The organism is Citreicella sp. C3M06, assembly GCF_018860705.1.
Classification (GTDB): domain Bacteria; phylum Pseudomonadota; class Alphaproteobacteria; order Rhodobacterales; family Rhodobacteraceae; genus Salipiger.
In genome coordinates this window covers 1-16,043 of the sequence record NZ_JAHKQA010000015.1, presented here as the reverse complement: position 1 = coordinate 16,043, position 16,043 = coordinate 1, and the positions used below count along the sequence as shown (strand labels likewise).

Annotated in this window: 15 protein-coding genes and 1 pseudogene; 8 read left to right on the top strand and 8 right to left on the bottom strand. The window is 62.7% G+C overall.

Annotation, left to right across the window (positions count from 1 at the left end; translation table 11 throughout):
- Positions 1–154 precede the first annotated feature (154 nt).
- A complete protein-coding gene (locus tag KO516_RS04090) occupies positions 155–916 on the bottom strand; it encodes an IclR family transcriptional regulator (protein ID WP_216002541.1) in 762 nt (253 codons plus the stop codon).
- A 143-nt stretch (positions 917–1,059) separates the two neighbouring features.
- Here KO516_RS04090 and KO516_RS04085 point away from each other — a divergent pair, with 143 nt between their 5' ends.
- The 8 genes and pseudogenes from KO516_RS04085 to KO516_RS04050 all read left to right on the top strand — a co-directional run.
- Positions 1,060–2,580: an ABC transporter substrate-binding protein gene (locus KO516_RS04085; RefSeq protein WP_216002540.1), complete on the top strand. Its 1,521-nt coding sequence runs from the start codon at positions 1,060–1,062 to the stop codon at positions 2,578–2,580.
- A gap of 104 nt (positions 2,581–2,684) precedes the next feature.
- Complete coding sequence (locus KO516_RS04080; protein ID WP_216002539.1) at positions 2,685–3,602, top strand: ABC transporter permease; 918 nt, start codon at positions 2,685–2,687, stop codon at positions 3,600–3,602.
- A gap of 1 nt (position 3,603) precedes the next feature.
- Positions 3,604–4,500 (top strand): ABC transporter permease, encoded by an 897-nt coding sequence (locus KO516_RS04075; protein WP_216002538.1) that lies wholly within the window; start codon positions 3,604–3,606, stop codon positions 4,498–4,500.
- A 3-nt stretch (positions 4,501–4,503) separates the two neighbouring features.
- Complete coding sequence (locus KO516_RS04070; RefSeq protein WP_216002537.1) at positions 4,504–5,499, top strand: ABC transporter ATP-binding protein; 996 nt, start codon at positions 4,504–4,506, stop codon at positions 5,497–5,499.
- Entirely contained in the window at positions 5,496–6,479 is a 984-nt protein-coding gene (locus tag KO516_RS04065; RefSeq protein WP_216002536.1) for an ABC transporter ATP-binding protein, read from the top strand. The genes KO516_RS04070 and KO516_RS04065 overlap by 4 nt, the downstream gene beginning before the upstream one ends.
- The gene (locus KO516_RS04060) at positions 6,476–8,041 is read left to right on the top strand and encodes a gamma-glutamyltransferase (protein ID WP_216002535.1); all 1,566 of its coding nucleotides are present in this window, start codon (positions 6,476–6,478) and stop codon (positions 8,039–8,041) included. Before KO516_RS04065 ends, KO516_RS04060 begins: the two co-directional genes overlap by 4 nt.
- Positions 8,038–9,441: a M20 family metallopeptidase gene (locus KO516_RS04055; RefSeq protein WP_216002534.1), complete on the top strand. Its 1,404-nt coding sequence runs from the start codon at positions 8,038–8,040 to the stop codon at positions 9,439–9,441. Before KO516_RS04060 ends, KO516_RS04055 begins: the two co-directional genes overlap by 4 nt.
- A 109-nt stretch (positions 9,442–9,550) precedes the next feature.
- Positions 9,551–10,280, top strand: a pseudogene (locus KO516_RS04050) (IS5 family transposase); the annotation flags it as partial.
- 103 nt (positions 10,281–10,383) lie between these two features.
- Here KO516_RS04050 and KO516_RS04045 read toward each other — a convergent pair.
- From KO516_RS04045 to KO516_RS04015, 7 genes are all read right to left on the bottom strand, one after another.
- The gene (locus tag KO516_RS04045) at positions 10,384–10,617 is read right to left on the bottom strand and encodes a hypothetical protein (protein WP_216002533.1); all 234 of its coding nucleotides are present in this window, start codon (positions 10,615–10,617) and stop codon (positions 10,384–10,386) included.
- A 12-nt stretch (positions 10,618–10,629) separates the two neighbouring features.
- On the bottom strand, positions 10,630–12,048 hold the full coding sequence (locus KO516_RS04040; protein WP_216002532.1) for an amidohydrolase family protein: 1,419 nt from the start codon (positions 12,046–12,048) through the stop codon (positions 10,630–10,632).
- Between the two features lie 45 nt (positions 12,049–12,093).
- Positions 12,094–12,624, bottom strand: coding sequence for a TRAP transporter small permease (locus tag KO516_RS04035; protein ID WP_216002531.1), 531 nt, complete (start codon positions 12,622–12,624; stop codon positions 12,094–12,096).
- A gap of 12 nt (positions 12,625–12,636) precedes the next feature.
- Positions 12,637–13,617 (bottom strand): TRAP transporter substrate-binding protein, encoded by a 981-nt coding sequence (locus KO516_RS04030; protein ID WP_216002530.1) that lies wholly within the window; start codon positions 13,615–13,617, stop codon positions 12,637–12,639.
- Positions 13,618–13,659: 42 nt separating this feature from the next.
- On the bottom strand, positions 13,660–14,955 hold the full coding sequence (locus KO516_RS04025; RefSeq protein ID WP_216002529.1) for a TRAP transporter large permease: 1,296 nt from the start codon (positions 14,953–14,955) through the stop codon (positions 13,660–13,662).
- A gap of 503 nt (positions 14,956–15,458) precedes the next feature.
- Entirely contained in the window at positions 15,459–15,671 is a 213-nt protein-coding gene (locus tag KO516_RS04020) for a DHCW motif cupin fold protein (protein WP_371742025.1), read from the bottom strand.
- Positions 15,662–16,043: hypothetical protein (locus tag KO516_RS04015; protein WP_216002528.1), on the bottom strand; the 382-nt coding region annotated here is incomplete at its 5' end. The genes KO516_RS04015 and KO516_RS04020, both read right to left, overlap by 10 nt.

Below are 16,043 nucleotides of genomic sequence, written 5' to 3'. Positions count from 1 at the left end.
TCATCATGCCAAGACGCTAGACGCCCCCAGGGACTTCAGAAAGTTGGCAATGCCCGCTAACGCTCTATGCAAAGCGCGCAAACTATAGGGCCTTCAAGGTGCCTTGACGGAGATAGTTGCGAATGGAGAGCGTCGCAATCGAGGCCGGAGACGCTCAGCCAAGAATGCCTGCAGTCGTGTCCAGCAGGGTTGGTAGGAATTTCTCCAGCGCCAGCTGTTCGTCATAGGTGATGCCGGATAGCGAGATTTGCACGGCCGCATCGGCCTGCCCTTCGGTGCCCCTGATCGGGGCGGCCACGCTGATTTCGTTCAGTAACATCTGATCGCGGGTGATACAGAAGCCATCTTCGCGCGCCTTCAGGATGCTGCGGGCGATGTCATCCCGGTTCATCAGCGTTTTGCGCGTCGCCTGTACCACTGGCCACTCGGCGCAGGCCGCGGCGATATCGCTTTCGGATCGGGTTGACAGCATCACCCGCCCGGCGGCGGTGTTCAACGCTGGCAGGCGGCGCCCCACGATGCTGGCCGCGAAATGGGTGCGCTGGTTCGGCAATCTGAGCGAATAGATGATGTGATCCCCCGAGATCTGCGCAAGGTTGATGGTTTCACCCTTGGCCTGGCTGAATTCGATCAGCTTGGGCAGGGCCCGCGCGATCAGAGGATCCGACCAGTAATAGGTATAGGCCAGCTCCAGCCAGGCGTGGCTGGGGCGAAACCGGCGGGTTTTGGGATCGCGTTCCAGCATCCCTTCCAGATGAAGGGTGTGGGCCATGCGTTGGACCGAACTTTTCTCCAGCCCGGTGCGCGCCACAAGATCGGTGAGCGACAGCGAAACATGCGATTCGTCGAAGGCCCGCAAGATCTGCAACCCGCGTGCGAGGGTGCTGACGTAAAGGCTATCCGGCTTCTTTTGCATTCGTTTAATCCACTTGGTGCAATTCCGGGCGCGTCTTTGCGCGCAAACTCTTGACGACAGCCCATTCTATTCGATTACTAATCTTAAATAACAATCATAACTATCAATAAATGATACAATCAGCAACTCAACAGGACAAAACCATGCTTGCAAAGTCTCCGACACGCTCCTCCTTTCTCGCCGCCGTGCTGATGGCCGGCGTTGCCATGCCCGCCTTGGCCGACAAGGCCTCGGGCACGCTTGATGTCGCCTTCACCAAGGAGCTCGAGAACGTCGACAGCTATTTCAACTCGTCGCGCGAAGGCGTGGTGTTGCAGCGTGCGATTTGGGACGGGCTGATCTACCGCAACCCGGAAACCAACGAATATGTCGGCAACCTCGCAACCAGCTGGGAGTGGGTCGATGACACCACGCTGGAATTCAAGCTGCGCGAGGGTGTCACCTTTCACAACGGCGAACCCTTCAATGCCGATGACGTGGTGTTCACGGTCGATTTCGTCGCCAACGAAGAAAACGGCGTGAAAACCCAGCGCAACGTCAACTGGATGGACTATGCCGAAAAGATCGACGATTACACCGTCCGCATCCACCTGAAGGAAAAATTCCCGGCGGCGATCGAATTCCTGTCCGGCCCGGTGTCGATGTACCCCAACGAGTATTACGCCGAGGCCGGCCCGTCGGGCATGGGGCTCAAGCCCGTCGGCACGGGCCCCTACAAGATGGTCGACGTCGTTCCGGGCCAGCATTTCGTGCTGGAAGCCAACGAATCCTATCACGACAGCCCCAAGGGGCAGCCCGAGATCGCCAAGATCGACATTCGCACCATTCCGGACGTCAATACCCAGATGGCTGAGCTGTTTTCCGGCTCTCTCGATCTGATCTGGCAGGTGCCTGCGGATCAGGCCAACAAGCTGGCCCAGATGGACCAGTTCACCGTAGCCAATGAATCCACGATGCGGGTGGGCTATCTGCAGATGGATGCGGCGGGCCGTTCGGGCGACACGCCCTTTACCAACAAGCTGGTGCGTCAGGCCGTCAACTATGCGATCAACCGCCAAGAGCTGGTCGATGCGCTGCTACAAGGCGCATCCAAGGTCGTCTACACACCCTGCTTCCCCAGCCAGTTCGGCTGTGTGCAGGACGTCACCGAATACGAGTACAACCCCGAAAAGGCCAAGGAACTGCTGGCCGAGGCCGGTTACCCCGACGGGTTCACCGTGGATTTTTACGCCTATCGCGACCGTCAGTATGCCGAGGCGATCACCTCGTACCTGAACGCGGTGGGCATCAAGACCAACTTCAACATGCTGCAGTATTCCGCACTGCGCGAGATCAACATGAAGGGCGAGGTCCCGATCTCGTTCCAGACATGGGGCAGCTATTCGATCAACGATGCCTCGGCCATCGTCAGCCAGTTTTTCAAGCATGGCTCGCTGGACAGCGCCCGCGATGACGAAGTTCTGGAATGGCTCAACGTCGCCGACAGCTCGACCGATCCCGACACCCGCGTAGACAACTACGCCAAGGCGCTGAACAAGATCACCGAAGAAGCCTATTGGGCGCCGATGTTCACCTACAACACCAACTACGTGTTCAAGGATGAGGTCAGCTACACCCCCACCGCCGACGAGGTGCTGCGCTTTGTCGACATGAGCTGGAAGTAAAAAACCCACCGGGGTTGAGGGGCGGCGCGTCTCTCAACCCCTTTTCACGTCTGATACCTCGCCCCCCTGAAACGCATGGCCCCGTGCCGTGCGAAAGGTTGTCTATGCTCACATTCATACTGAAACGGCTGGGATTGGCACTGCTGGTCGCCTTTACCGTCAGCTTCATCAGCTTTTCCCTGCTGTTCCTGTCCGGAGATCCGGCGGCAGCGCTGGCTGGGGAAACCGCCAGCGGCGAAGATGTCGAGGCGCTGCGGCGGCTTTACGGCTTTGATCGCCCGATGCTGGTGCAATACGGCGAATGGCTGTTTTCGGCGGTGCGCGGGGATTTTGGTGAGAGCTATTACTTCAAACTCCCGGTCTCCAACCTGATCGCAGAGCGTTTGCAGGTTACGATGATCCTGGGGGTCTGCGGCATCCTGTTTGCGCTGCTGACGGCAGTGCCGCTGGGCGTGGCAGCGGCGATCCGGCCGAATTCGCTCATCGACCGCTTCGCGCTGTTCCTGTCGGTGGCCGGGCAGGCAATGCCGTCATTCTGGTTTGGCCTGATCCTGATCGTGGTGTTTGCGATCCAGCTGGGCTGGCTGCCCCCGTCCGGTGCGGACACGTGGCGGCATTTCATCATGCCCACCATCGTTCTGGGCTATTACGCCATGCCCGCCATCATGCGCCTGACGCGGGCGGGGATGCTGGATGTGCTCGGCTCGGATTTCATCCGGACCGCGCGGGCCAAGGGGGCGGGCGAGACCCGCGTGCTGTTCAAGCATGCGCTGCGCAATGCCATCATCCCCGTGGTCAGCCTTGCCGCGGTGCAGATGGGGTTCATGCTTGGCGGTTCGATCGTTGTGGAAAGCGTCTTTGCCTTGCACGGCGCAGGTTATCTGGCGTGGGAAAGCATCGCGCGCAACGACCTGCCCACGGTGCAGGCGCTGATCCTTGTCTTTTCGATGTTCTACATCGTGTTCACCTTTCTTGCCGACGTGTTGAACGCATGGCTCGACCCCAGAATGCGGAGCGCCTGAGATGAGCGACGTTACCGATCCACTCGCCCGGGAGATCGAGGGCCCGTCGCCGCGGCAGATGCTCAAATCCCGCGCAGCGTCGCACAAGGGACTGATTTTCGGCATGTCCGTCGTGGCCTTTCTGGTGCTGGTCGCGCTTCTTGCCCCGGTGCTTGCTCCGCATGATCCCTATGCGCAAAGCCTGATGAAGCGCATGGTCCCGCCGGTGTTCATGGGCGGCACTTGGGAACATCCGCTGGGCACCGACCACCTTGGGCGGGACTACCTGTCTCGGCTGATCTATGGCGCGCGCGTGTCGCTGATGATCGGGGCCATCGCGGCGCTGATTTCCGGGGTGATCGGCACGGCGATGGGCGTCGCGGCGGGCTATTTCGGCGGCAAGGTCGATGCGGTCGTGACCTTTCTGATCAACGTGCGGCTTGCCATGCCGGTGGTGCTGGTGGCGCTGGCCGTGGTGGCCATCCTTGGCGGGTCGCTGACGGTGGTGATCTGCGTGCTTGGCCTGCTGCTGTGGGACCGGTTCGCGGTGGTGATGCGCGCCTCGACGCTGCAGATCAGCCGACGCGATTACATCGCCGCGGCGCAGGTGATCGGGGCGTCGACCCCGCGCATCCTGCTGAGCGAAATCATGCCCAACGTGTTCAACAACCTGATCGTGATCGTCACGCTGGAAATGGCCCATGCCATCCTTCTGGAAGCGGCGCTGTCGTTCCTCGGGCTTGGAGTGCAGCCGCCCACCCCGTCCTGGGGGCTGATGGTGTCAGAGGGCAAGAACATGATGCTGTTCGAACCCTGGCTGGTGCTGATCCCGGGCGTCGTGCTGTTCGTGCTGGTGCTGGCGATCAATCTCATGGGGGACGGTCTGCGCGATGTCACCGCCCCGGAAGGACGGAGCTGAGCGATGACCACCCCTTTGCTGAGCGTCAGGAACCTGACGCTGGATATCCCGACCGGCAGCGGCACGCTGCACGCAGTGCGCGGCATCGACTTTGAGCTCGCGCGCGGCGAAACCCTGTCGATCGTCGGGGAAAGCGGGTCGGGCAAGTCGCTGACCTCGCTCGCGGTGATGGGCCTTCTGGGCAAGTCGATCAAGCGCTCGGCGGACAAAATCCGCTTCGACGATGTCGATCTGCAGCGTGCGGGCAAGCGCGTGATGCGGGATTTGCGCGGCAATCGCATCGCGATGATCTTTCAGGAACCGATGACCTCGCTCAACCCGGCCTACACCATCGGCGATCAGCTGATGGAAACCCTGTTGCTGCACCGCAAGGTCAGCAAGGCTATCGCCCGGGCCAGGGCGGTCGAACTGCTGGAAAAGGTCGGCATCACCGCCGCCGCAAGTCGCCTGTCGCAATATCCGCACCAGCTGTCGGGCGGCCTGCGGCAACGGGTGATGATCGCCATGGCCTTGATGTGCGAACCGGACCTGCTGATCGCGGATGAACCGACCACGGCGCTGGACGTGACCATTCAGGCGCAGATCCTGCGCCTTCTGGTCGATCTGACGCGCGAAATGAACATGGCGATGATCCTGATCACCCATGACCTTGGGGTGGTGGCGCGTGTCGCCGACAAGGTGGCGGTGATGTATGCGGGCGAGCTGGTCGAAACCGGCCCCGCCGCGCAGGTCTTTGCCGCGCCCAGCCATCCCTACACCCGCGGGCTTTTGCGCTGCATTCCGCAACCGGGCAAGACCGCACGCGGCGCGCCGCTGGGCACCATCGCCGGCATTGTTCCCTCGCTGGTGGGCGAGGTCACGGGCTGTGCCTTTCGCACCCGCTGTCCGCATGCGCTGCCCGCCTGCCGAGACGCCATCCCGCAGCGCGGCGACGCCGGCCACGCCTTTCGCTGCGTGTTCGCCGACGGGGCCCTGTCCCGGGAAGGAGAGATCGCATGAGCGATATTCTGACGCTTGACCACGTCAAGAAGACCTACCGCGTCAAACAGGGGATGTTTGGCAAGCACCGGCCGCTGACGGCGGTCAATGATGTCTCTCTGACGATGCGCAAGGGCGAGGTGCTGGGGCTGGTCGGGGAATCCGGCTGCGGCAAGTCCACACTCGCCAAGCTGCTGTTGGGGCTCGAGACACCCACCGACGGCAACGTGCTGGTCGAAGGTGACCGGATGCAGGATCTGGACCGCCGCGCCCTTGCCGGGCGGCTTCAGCCGATCTTTCAGGATCCGTATTCCTCGCTGAATCCGCGCAAATCCATCTATGACCTGATTTCGCTGCCCCTGCGGGTGCATGGCATCGGCGATACCACCAGCCAGCGCAAGGCGGTGCTCGAGATGCTGGACGTAGTGGGCCTGCCGTCACGGGTCATCAACACCTATCCCAGTCAGATGTCGGGCGGTCAGCGCCAGCGTGTGGCGATCGCCCGCGCCCTTGTGATGAAGCCCGAAATCGTCATTTGTGACGAGCCGACATCGGCGCTGGACGTGTCGGTGCAAAGCCAGATCCTGAACCTGTTGGGCGATCTGCGCCATGAATTCGGCCTGACCTATCTGTTCATCTCGCATGATCTGGCGGTGGTCGAACATCTCGCCACCCGCGTGGCGGTGATGTATCTCGGTCGCATCGTCGAAGAAGCGCCTGTCGCCGACCTGTTCGAACGCCCGCGCCATCCGTATACACGCGCGCTGCTCAGCTCGGTGCTGACACCGGACCCGACGCAGGGCGTGCCGGAAACCGCGCTTGGCACGGCCTATCCCAACCCGATCGACCCACCTTCGGGCTGTGCCTTTCATCCGCGCTGCCCGCATGCGAGCGCGCATTGCGCTGCGGTGGCACCACGCCCCCTCCAAACCGACGCGGGCCGGGTGGAATGTCATCTGCACGACCCTCAAAGCCCGATGTACAAGGAAACAGCCGCATGAGCGCGATGTCCAAAACCCAACATGTCTGCAAGCATGTGATCGAAACGCCGGGTGGCGTTGTCGCATCCCAGCACCGCCTTGCTGCCGAGGCAGGGGCAGAGGTGCTGCGCGCCGGCGGTGATGCGGTGGATGCGGCGGTGGCCACATCCTTTACCATCGGCGTGCTGGAACCCTGGATGAGCGGCCCTGCGGGGGGCGGGGCGGCCGTTCATTGGCGCGCCGATACGGGCGAGGCCGTGGCCATAAACTTTGGCATGCGCTCACCCAAAGGGCTGAATGTAGGGGATTATCCGCTGTCGGGCGATGGCAAGGCGGGCGATCTGTTCCCGTGGGAGCGGGTGGTCGATGACCGCAACGTGCAGGGCGCCACTGCCATCGCTGTGCCGGGCACCGTGGACGGCCTCGGGCAGGCCCATGCGCGCTGGGGGCGGATGCCTTGGGCCGATCTGCTCGCCCCCGCCATCGCCCATGCGCGTGAGGGTATGCTGGTCGACTGGTACGCGGCGTTACTGATCGCGTCGGTGGCGCGCAACCTTGCCCAAGATGCGGATGCCGCAGCCTTGTTTCTGGATGACGGGATCTGGCCGAAGGGCTCTGGCTGGACGGCGATCCCCGACAACCGGCTGGAGCAGGGCGCCATGGCAGACACCTTGGACGCATTGGCCAAGGGCGGCGCGCGCTCCTTCTATTCCGGCGACATCGCTCAGGCACTGGCGGGCGATGTGCAGGCCAAGGGCGGCTGCCTGTCCACCGAAGACCTCGCCGGGTATCGCGCGTGGATGGGCCGCGCGCAGCCCGTTCCTTACCGCGATGCGATGTTCCACGTCATGCCGGGACTGACCGCCGGGCCGACCTTTGCCCGTGTGGTAGAGCAGCTGTCGGATCAGGACCTGTCGACCCCTGCGCAAGCCTATCCGGCCTATGCCGGCGCGCTTGCCCGCGCCTATGCCGAACGGCTGGGCAAGATGGGCGATACCGGCGAAATCCCCGAAGCTCCCGGCTGCACCACGCATTTCTCGGTCGTGGATCGCGCGGGGAACATGGTGGCGCATACCCAGACCTTGCTGTCGATCTTTGGCAGCCGCGTGGTGTCCCCGTCCACTGGCCTGTTGATGAACAACGGGATCATGTGGTTCGATCCCGAACAGGGCAAACCGAACTCGCTGGCACCGAACAAATCCTGCCTGATGAATGTCTGCCCGATTGTGGGCACCCAAGGCACGCGCAGCTTCGCGTTGGGCGCATCGGGCGGGCGCAAGATCGTCTCGGCGGTGTCGCAGCTGGCCTCGTTCATCACCGATACCGGCATGGATATCGGTGCGGCCTTTCACGCGCCGCGCATCGACGTATCGAGCGGGACAGGTGTGATCGCCGATGAAACCCTGCCCCCCGAGGTGCTGAGCGCCATCGAAACCGTCCTGCCCGTGCAAACCACCAGACGCACCGTGTTGCCCTATGCCTTTGCCTGCCCCGCCGGGGTGATGCGCGATGGCGCGATCAACACGGGATGCACCGAAATCATGTCACCCTGGGGTGACACAGCCCTGGAAGAGACAGCATGACCCGCCAGTCCGCCATAGACAAAGCCACCGAATATTTCGAAACCGGCGCTTTCCAGACCGATCTGGCCCATCTTGTGTCCTATCGGACCGAAATTCAGAATCCCGCGCCCGAAGCTCGTGCTGAAGCGTTGCGCTATCTGACCGAAACCATGCTGCCCCGGCTTGAGGCAATGGGTTTTGTTTGCGAACTGCTGGAGAATCCCGACCCCAAGGGGGGCCCGCTGCTGATCGGCGAGCGGGTCGAAGGTGCAGACCTGCCCACCATCCTGACCTATGGCCATGGCGATACGGTGCTGGGGCAAGAGGGCATGTGGCGCGACGGGCTCAAGCCTTGGGAGATCACCGAAGAGGGCGAGCGCCTGTATGGGCGCGGCACTGCCGACAACAAGGGCCAGCACCTGATCAACATCGCCGCGCTTGAATGCGTGCTTGCAACGCGCGGCAGCCTTGGGTTCAACACCCGGATCGTTCTGGAAATGAGCGAAGAGGTGGGCTCGGTCGGCTTGCCCGAAGTGTTCCGCGCCTACAAGGACCGGCTGAGCGCGGATGTGCTGATCGCCTCGGACGGGCCGCGCCTGCAGCCCGACGTGCCGACCATGTTCATGGGCTCGCGTGGGGGGACGACGTTCGATCTGTTGGTGGAAACCCACGAGGGCGCGCATCATTCCGGCAACTGGGGCGGGCTGCTGGCCGACCCTGCGATGATCCTCGCCCATGCGCTGGCCTGCATCACCGATAAGCGTGGTCAGATCAAGGTGCCCGAATGGCGCCCCGACAGCCTGACAGACGCGGTACGCGAGGCCCTGCGTGATCTGCCTGTAACGGGCGGCGAGGGCCCCGCAGTGGACCCTGACTGGGGCGAGGAAAGCCTGACCCCCGCCGAGCGGGTCTTTGGCTGGAACAGCTTTGCCGTGCTCGCCATGGTATCCGGCGTGCCCGAAGCGCCGGTCAACGCGATTTCGGGATGGGCGCGGGCAACCTGCCAGCTGCGCTATGTCGTGGGCACTGACCCGGCCGGGATCCTGCCCGCACTGCGCCGCCACCTCGATGCGCATGGCTTTGAACGGGTGCATATCCGCCCGCATGATCGTGGTTTCTTCGCAGCGACCCGCCTTGATCCGACCCACCCCTGGGCGCAGTTCGTGGGCGTGTCGATCCGCGAGACCGCGGGCGATCTACACGTGCTACCCAACCTCGCGGGATCACTGCCCAACGACAGCTTTACCGACATCCTCGGTTTGCCGACGATCTGGGTGCCGCATTCCTATCGCGGCTGCTCACAGCACGCCCCCAACGAACATGTGCTCAAGCCCGTGTGCCGAGATGCGCTGCGGGTCATGGCCGGCGTTTTTTGGGATATCGGCGCAAAGACCCCGCCTGGCAAAGAGGTCGCCGCATAGGCCGAAGGAGTTCATGGCACCGTCAGGGTGGGCTGGCATCGCCTGGGCTTTTTGGCACAATTCCTTCGAGGGGTTCACTGTTAGAATCCAGCATGATAGCTGCGGGGATATGAGCAGTTGGGCCCCTACGAAATACAAGACTAGGAACTGGTCTTCGTACAATGCAGCGCTGAAGCAACGCGGATCGCTGAAGAACCCCTGACCGGCAGAACATGCTTGCATGTGCGAGAGGTTGGTTTGATCCCGAGATGTCTTGGACACCCGCGCCGAGTGGCAAACGCGGGTGGCAGCCCCAGTTCAGCGAGGCTGCGATCCAGACTTGCCTGACGATGAAGGTGCTGTTCGGGATGCCGCTTCGTCAGACGACAGGGTTCGTCGCAAGCCTGTTTCGGCTGGTCGGATTGGATTGGGCGGTGCCGGACTTCAGCACTTTGTGCTGCCGCCAGAGAACGCTCAACGTGAACCTGCCCTATCGCAACGGAACCGGCCCGCTGAATCGCCTCATCGACAGCACTGGCATCCAGTCCGAGGGTGAAGGCGAATGGAACGCCCGCAAGTATGGCGGCCTCAAACGCCGTATTTGACGCAAGACACATCTAGGCATAGACAAAGAAACATTGGAGCTCCGGGCTGTCGAGGTCACTACCAGCAATATTGGTGACACGCCGATGCTGCCGGAATTACTCGCCCAAATCCCGCGCGATCAGGTCATAGGATCGGTCATCGCTGACGGGGCCGATGACACCTGCAAATGTCACAACGCGATTGCCGCCCGCGGCACACATGCCGTCATTCCGCCTCGAAAGAACGCCAAACCCTGGAAGCCAGCAAGTGCCGGGACTAAACGCCTAGGATCGAATATTTTGCTGCGAACGAACCCTTGGTGTCCGCTCCCCACTTGATCCGAGACAAGTGAGAATATCATGAAAGGTTCCGAACCAGTCATGCAGCGCCGAGGCGGCCAACCTGGGCTTCTATCGTCACCTTCGCCGGTTCGGTTTGCTTGTCGCAATGCCCGAATGTTCGTTTGCCGAGCCCTTTGTTCAGTCCGGCGAGGTCCGCAATCTGGGTCTCAGTGCCAACATCGATGATGCAGATGCCAAGCGCCTCGACCGAGGCATAGGTGGCGGGGTTTAGCTCCGAAAGCCGGCGCGCGGCGACCGGGAACAGGATCAATGGGTCCAGAACCTAGGCAGATGACGGATCGCTATGCACCGGTCGGAAACTGCCCTGAGCTGAGATGATCGTGTCGAGGCCAAGCGCACGGGCCGCCGCAACACCTTCTGGCGGCACCACCATGGTCGTGCCCGACCCGACAACCTCACCCTTTCGCAGGATCGCTCGGCCGCCGCCAAAGCTTAGCACCGGCTGTCGACGCTCGAGGTCGATGACGGTCACGTCCGCATCTGCGCCCGGTGCGAGATGGCCCTTGCGCGCTGAAAGCCCCATCATCCGGGCCGGTTCGGCCGAGGTCTTCAGCACGAACTCCGAAAGGCTCAGCGCGTTGAGGTGGACCAGCGCCAAGCCCCGCTCGCACAGGTCATTGCGCGGCAAGCCGCCGCCGTCGGTCGCCAGTGCGTCGATCGCAAAACGGCCGTTCTCGCGGCGCAGCAGCGCTAGCGTGATCGAAGTCTCCGCCGGGTTGACGAAGTAGCTCATGCCAATGTCTGTCTCGGCCTCGCGCCAAGCGGCCACCGCCGTCTCACCTGTCTCAAGGCGGGTGACGCCGTTGGCGTAGACGTGGATATGCGCCCAGCCTTCAAGGATCGCCTGCTCCATGCCCTTGACGTCGGCGCTGTAGCCGCCGGCGATCAGGTTGCGTTGGGTGGCGACGCTCTCGGGAATGCCGTTGGCACATTTCGCGGAGTTGCCGTTGATGGGCGCGAGGTAGCTCTCGGACCAAATGTTGGTATGGCGCGCGAGGATCTGCGCCGCCTCGTAGGCCTCGAGCAACGCCGGCCCCTGAAAACCCCGCGAGTAGGAGTTGACATGCGGCATATGAAGAGGCTGGCCGCTTGCAAGCTCGCAGGCCTGCCGCAGCCCGTCGAGGTTCTGCGGCGTGTCCAGCGTGCCGGCGTGAAAGGCGACATGTGCGCCTTCGCGACTGCAAAGCTCGATGACCCGGCCAGAAGCCTCGGGGGTCAGCGGGAAATGCCCACCCAGGATCTTGAGTCCGACGGCCCCGGCCGCGCGGGCGCGGTCGAGCGCCGCTTCGAGCTCTGGCATCTCGGGGTTCGTGGAGTCGACGGTATGACCAGGGCGCACATAGTCGATGCAAGCCAGCGTGAGGCCGCTGCCGGTGCGCGCGGCGATCTGCATAACGCTGTCGATCGGCCCTGCCATGTCGAGCGCGGTGGTTACCCCGGCAAGTGCAAGCATCCGGTGTCCCGCGGCGCCGCCCATCCAACCCGACACATGCACATGCGAGTCGATCAGTCCGGGCAGCACGTGGAGCCCGGTGATGTCCTCTTCGCGCGCGGCGGGGGCGCTGATCTGCGGTGAGACCTCGGCCACCTTGCCGCCGTCGAAGGCGACATCGGCGATGCCGTTCACGCCAGAGCGCGGATCGCAGACGTGGCCGCCGCGCAGGATCAGGTCATAAGTCATCGTGTCTTTCCTTTCGCGCCTGTCCTCTGGGGACAGGTCGGTCGTTCAGTCGGGCGTGGCGCGGCGCGGCGAACCATCATCGCCACTGTGGCGTGCGAGGATATGGACGAAGATCACGACGATCATCAGGGGTACGGCAATCGCGATCCAAATGGTGTGAAAGGGCAGCGCCTCGGCCATGGTCTTGGTATGTCGCAGCAGAAAGCCGCGCGCAGGGTTCATGCCGGGACCGACAAAGCAGTAGAGCAGCACCGGGGCGAGGTAGACAAAAACCACTAGCGAACGCACAAACTCGGCGGCGGTCTGCAGCCATGGAGGGCCGTTCTTGACGCTGTTCATCAGCGCGGGGTCGAAGCGGCGCTTGAAGGCCATGCTGGCGCCGATGAGGCCGGCCCATATCATCGCGTAGCGGGCCAGTTCCTCGGTCCATGAGGGGGGCTGCTGGAAGATATAGCGCGCCGCTACCTGCAGCAGGACCACGCCCACGAGCACGACCAGCGCGGTGAGAGTCACCGCGCTGGCTGCCCAATCTAAAACCCGGCTGGTCCGGAGGATTGCGTTGTTCAGGGAGGTCATGAACGCTCCTGCTTATTCGACCGCGGCCTTGGCGTCGGTCCAAAGCTGGAAGTCCTCGCCCGAGACCTGGGTTTCCCACAGCGGGGCGGCCATCTCGATCATCTTGTCGCGCTCGCCCTCGGCCAGCGGGGTGATGGTTACACCCAGCTCCACCTGATGCGCGGCGATCTCGGTGGTCCAGTCGGCGAGCCATGCGCGGTTGGCCTCGAGGCCGGCTTCGATCGCGGCATCGATCTGGCCCTGCTCTTCTTCGCTGAGACTGTTGTACCAGTCATCCGAGACCATGATGGCTCGGGTCGAGGGGAAGAGGTCGGCCGGGGTGTAGTTGGTCAGAAAGCTCGTGTGGCCGCCGCGGATGGCCGAGCTCGGCGGGTTGAAGTAGCCGTCCGCCACGCCGGTCTGGATCGCGTTGGCGACTTCCGCCCAGGCAATCACGGTGCCGTTGGAGCCGAGCGATTCCATCAGGTTCAGCTGCTCGGGGTTCAGGGCGCGGAAGCGCAGGTCAGCCATGTCGGCCACGGTCGAGATCGGCTTCTTGGCGTTGTGAATGCCCATCGGGGTGCCGATGAAGTTGATGCCAGCAAAGCGCACGCCGAGGTCGAGCAGCGGCGCGCTGGCCACCTCCATCATCATGTCTTCGGACATGATCTTGTCGAGTTGCTCGCTGCTGTCGAAGAAGAACGGCAGGGTCAGGCCCTTGAGGACGGGCGAGACCGAATAGGCGGTTGATGCGGCGGCGAGGTTGATCTCGAGCAGGCCCGAGGAAACCTGATCGAGACGCTCTTTCTCCTTGCCCAGGGTTTCAGACGGATAGATCTCGACGGTGAAATCCGAGCCCTCCAGCGCGTCGGCGAAGCCATGCGCAAAGGTGGCCTCGCCGCTGTTGGCGGGATCGTCCACCGAGTTCATCGCGATCTTGATTTCAGCGGCCTGTGCGCACGTGACGCCGAGGGTCAGCGCGCCGGCGGTGATCAGGGTTGCAAGGGGTTTCATATGGGAGGTCTCCTTGTTGGTAGGGCTATCGATTGGGAGGGGTCAGCGCAGCCCGAGCGCCGTGGGAAGGGCGAGGGTGATCGCGGGGACGTAGGTAAGCACCACCAGCAGGAGCAACTCGGCGATCAGGAAGGGCATGGTGACCCGGATCAGCCGCCAGTAGTCGAGCTTGACCACCGTCGACAGGATCAGCAGCACCGCGCCAAGCGGCGGCGACAGCAGGCCGGCGGTGATGTTAAAGCAGATGACGATCGCCAGATGAATCGGGTCGATTCCCATAGCCAGCGCAGCTGGCACGAAGATCGGGGCAAAAAGTGCGACGGCGGCTTTCACATCCATCGCCATGCCAGCACCGAGGAAGATCACGTTGATCAGCATCAGGTAGCCGAGCGGGCCAAGGCCCCAGCCTTCGACGACGCTCTGAATGGCCTGCGGCCACTGCAACAGTGCCGCGATGTAGGAGAAGGTCGAGATCGCGCAGAGCAGGATGAACAGACCGCCCAGCATCACCCCCGTGCGCATCAGGCTGTCGAGCACTCCTTTGAGGTTGAGCTTGCCGTAGCCGATACCGATCAGCAGCGCCGCCAGAACGGCGACCCCTGCGGCCTCGGCCGGTGTCATAAAGCCGAACAGCGTCCCGCCGAGGATGATCACCGGCAAGAGCATTGCGGGGATCGCGCGGATCAGCGACGGCAGGAACGGCGGCAGATCCATGCTGTCGCCGCCCGGGTGGTCGTCTCGGTGGGCGTAATAGGCGTTCATGGCCATCAACATCGCTGCCAGCAGCAGACCCGGCAGGATGCCGGCGGCAAACAGCGCGGTCACGTTGGTTTCCATCAGAGCGCCGTAGAAGATCATGATCGACGACGGCGGGATGATCGGCCCGATGATCGATGAGGCGCCGGTGATCGCCGAGGCGTAGTCACGCGTGTAGCCGCGGCGTTCCATCTCTGGCACCAGCGAGTTGCCAAGGGCTGCGGCGTCTGCCGTGGCAGAGCCGGACACGCCTGCGAAGAACACCGATGTCACGACATTCACATGGCCCAGACCGCCCTTCAGTCGACCGAAGACTGACATGCTGAGATCGATCAGCGCAGAGGCGACGCCCCCCCGATTCATCAAGTCTCCCGCGAGGATGAACAGCGGCATGGCGAGAAAGGCGAAGCTGTCCAACTGGCTGAACAGGCGCTGCGGCAGGACGGCCATGAACTGAGCCTTGTCTACCGCCCAGAAGGTCAGGATCGCCGAAGCTCCGATCAGGTAGGCGATAGCAGATCCCGCGGCGAGCGCGACCGCTGTGCAGATGACGATGAAGGATACGGGCAAGAGGATGTCCATGTGGGAGGCAAGTTCCCGGGACGCTGCAGAGCGGTGACGTAAATGAAAATCCTCTAGCTCTGCGCCTCCTATAAGCGATGCTTATACGTCTGGCGTGTCATTTTACAAAACCATTTAATATCAGGTTCTTGCCTGTGATAATCTGAAAATTCTCGCATTCGGAAATCTTAGGGGGATCTCGTGTAACGCCCTCATAGTGGGCGCTTTTTCGACCATGATCGATTTTTAGCCGATATTTTCTCATGCGACACGACTGACCCTTGGATGAAAGAGGCGGCCTCGCGGCACTCCAAACCTCGAAGGCTGACGGGCCAACGGATGGACAAGGCCGGGCGCGACGGAGCTGATCGTAGGAAGGTTCAGGCGCCCGCTTGTGCGACGGCCCGCGAGTACGCCAGAACGGTCAAGCGGTGGGATGGCGCCCGGCGCGCCAAGGGAGCAGACCACGCACCGTAGGCGCTCTGCGCTGCGCCAACCGTAAGGCCTGCACCGGAGGAAATGGATCAGTCGAGGATGAAGAGCGTCGCGCCAGTTCTTGTGCGCGGGGAATGGGCCTCGGCGTCATCGGCAACCTGATAACTCATGCTCTTGCGGACCTCGAGCACGCGGCCGTCCTTGAGACGGGTATCCATGGCCCCCTTGGTGCAGAATATGACATGACCCTTGATACACCAGTGATCCGAAACGTAGCTGGGGGAATGCTCGATCAGGCGCACGCGGACGCGGCTCTTGCCCTCTCCGAAATACTGCACAGGCCAGAGCGAAAACCTTCATCGCCCTCGTGGCGCTCGGGCTCGATCCGTGACCAATCGGTGAGAGCGATGGGAAAGTTTTCCAATTTCAATTCTGTTCCTTTCAGGCCGCCAAGTTGACGGCCGCGATCTTGATCCCAACAAGCGTTCATTCGCAGCGTTCCGGCACCGGATAAGTCGGCAGCAGCATCGGACTTCAACGAGAATACGCCTGCCCCGTAACCGTGCTTAAAGCGACGATCTGCCTGAGACAGTGCCCGAGGGGTGGAGTAAGGCCGCCGGCCAAGGCCTCTGAACCGCCCCGGTTTTTCCGGACGCTGATTACGGTTAGTTACG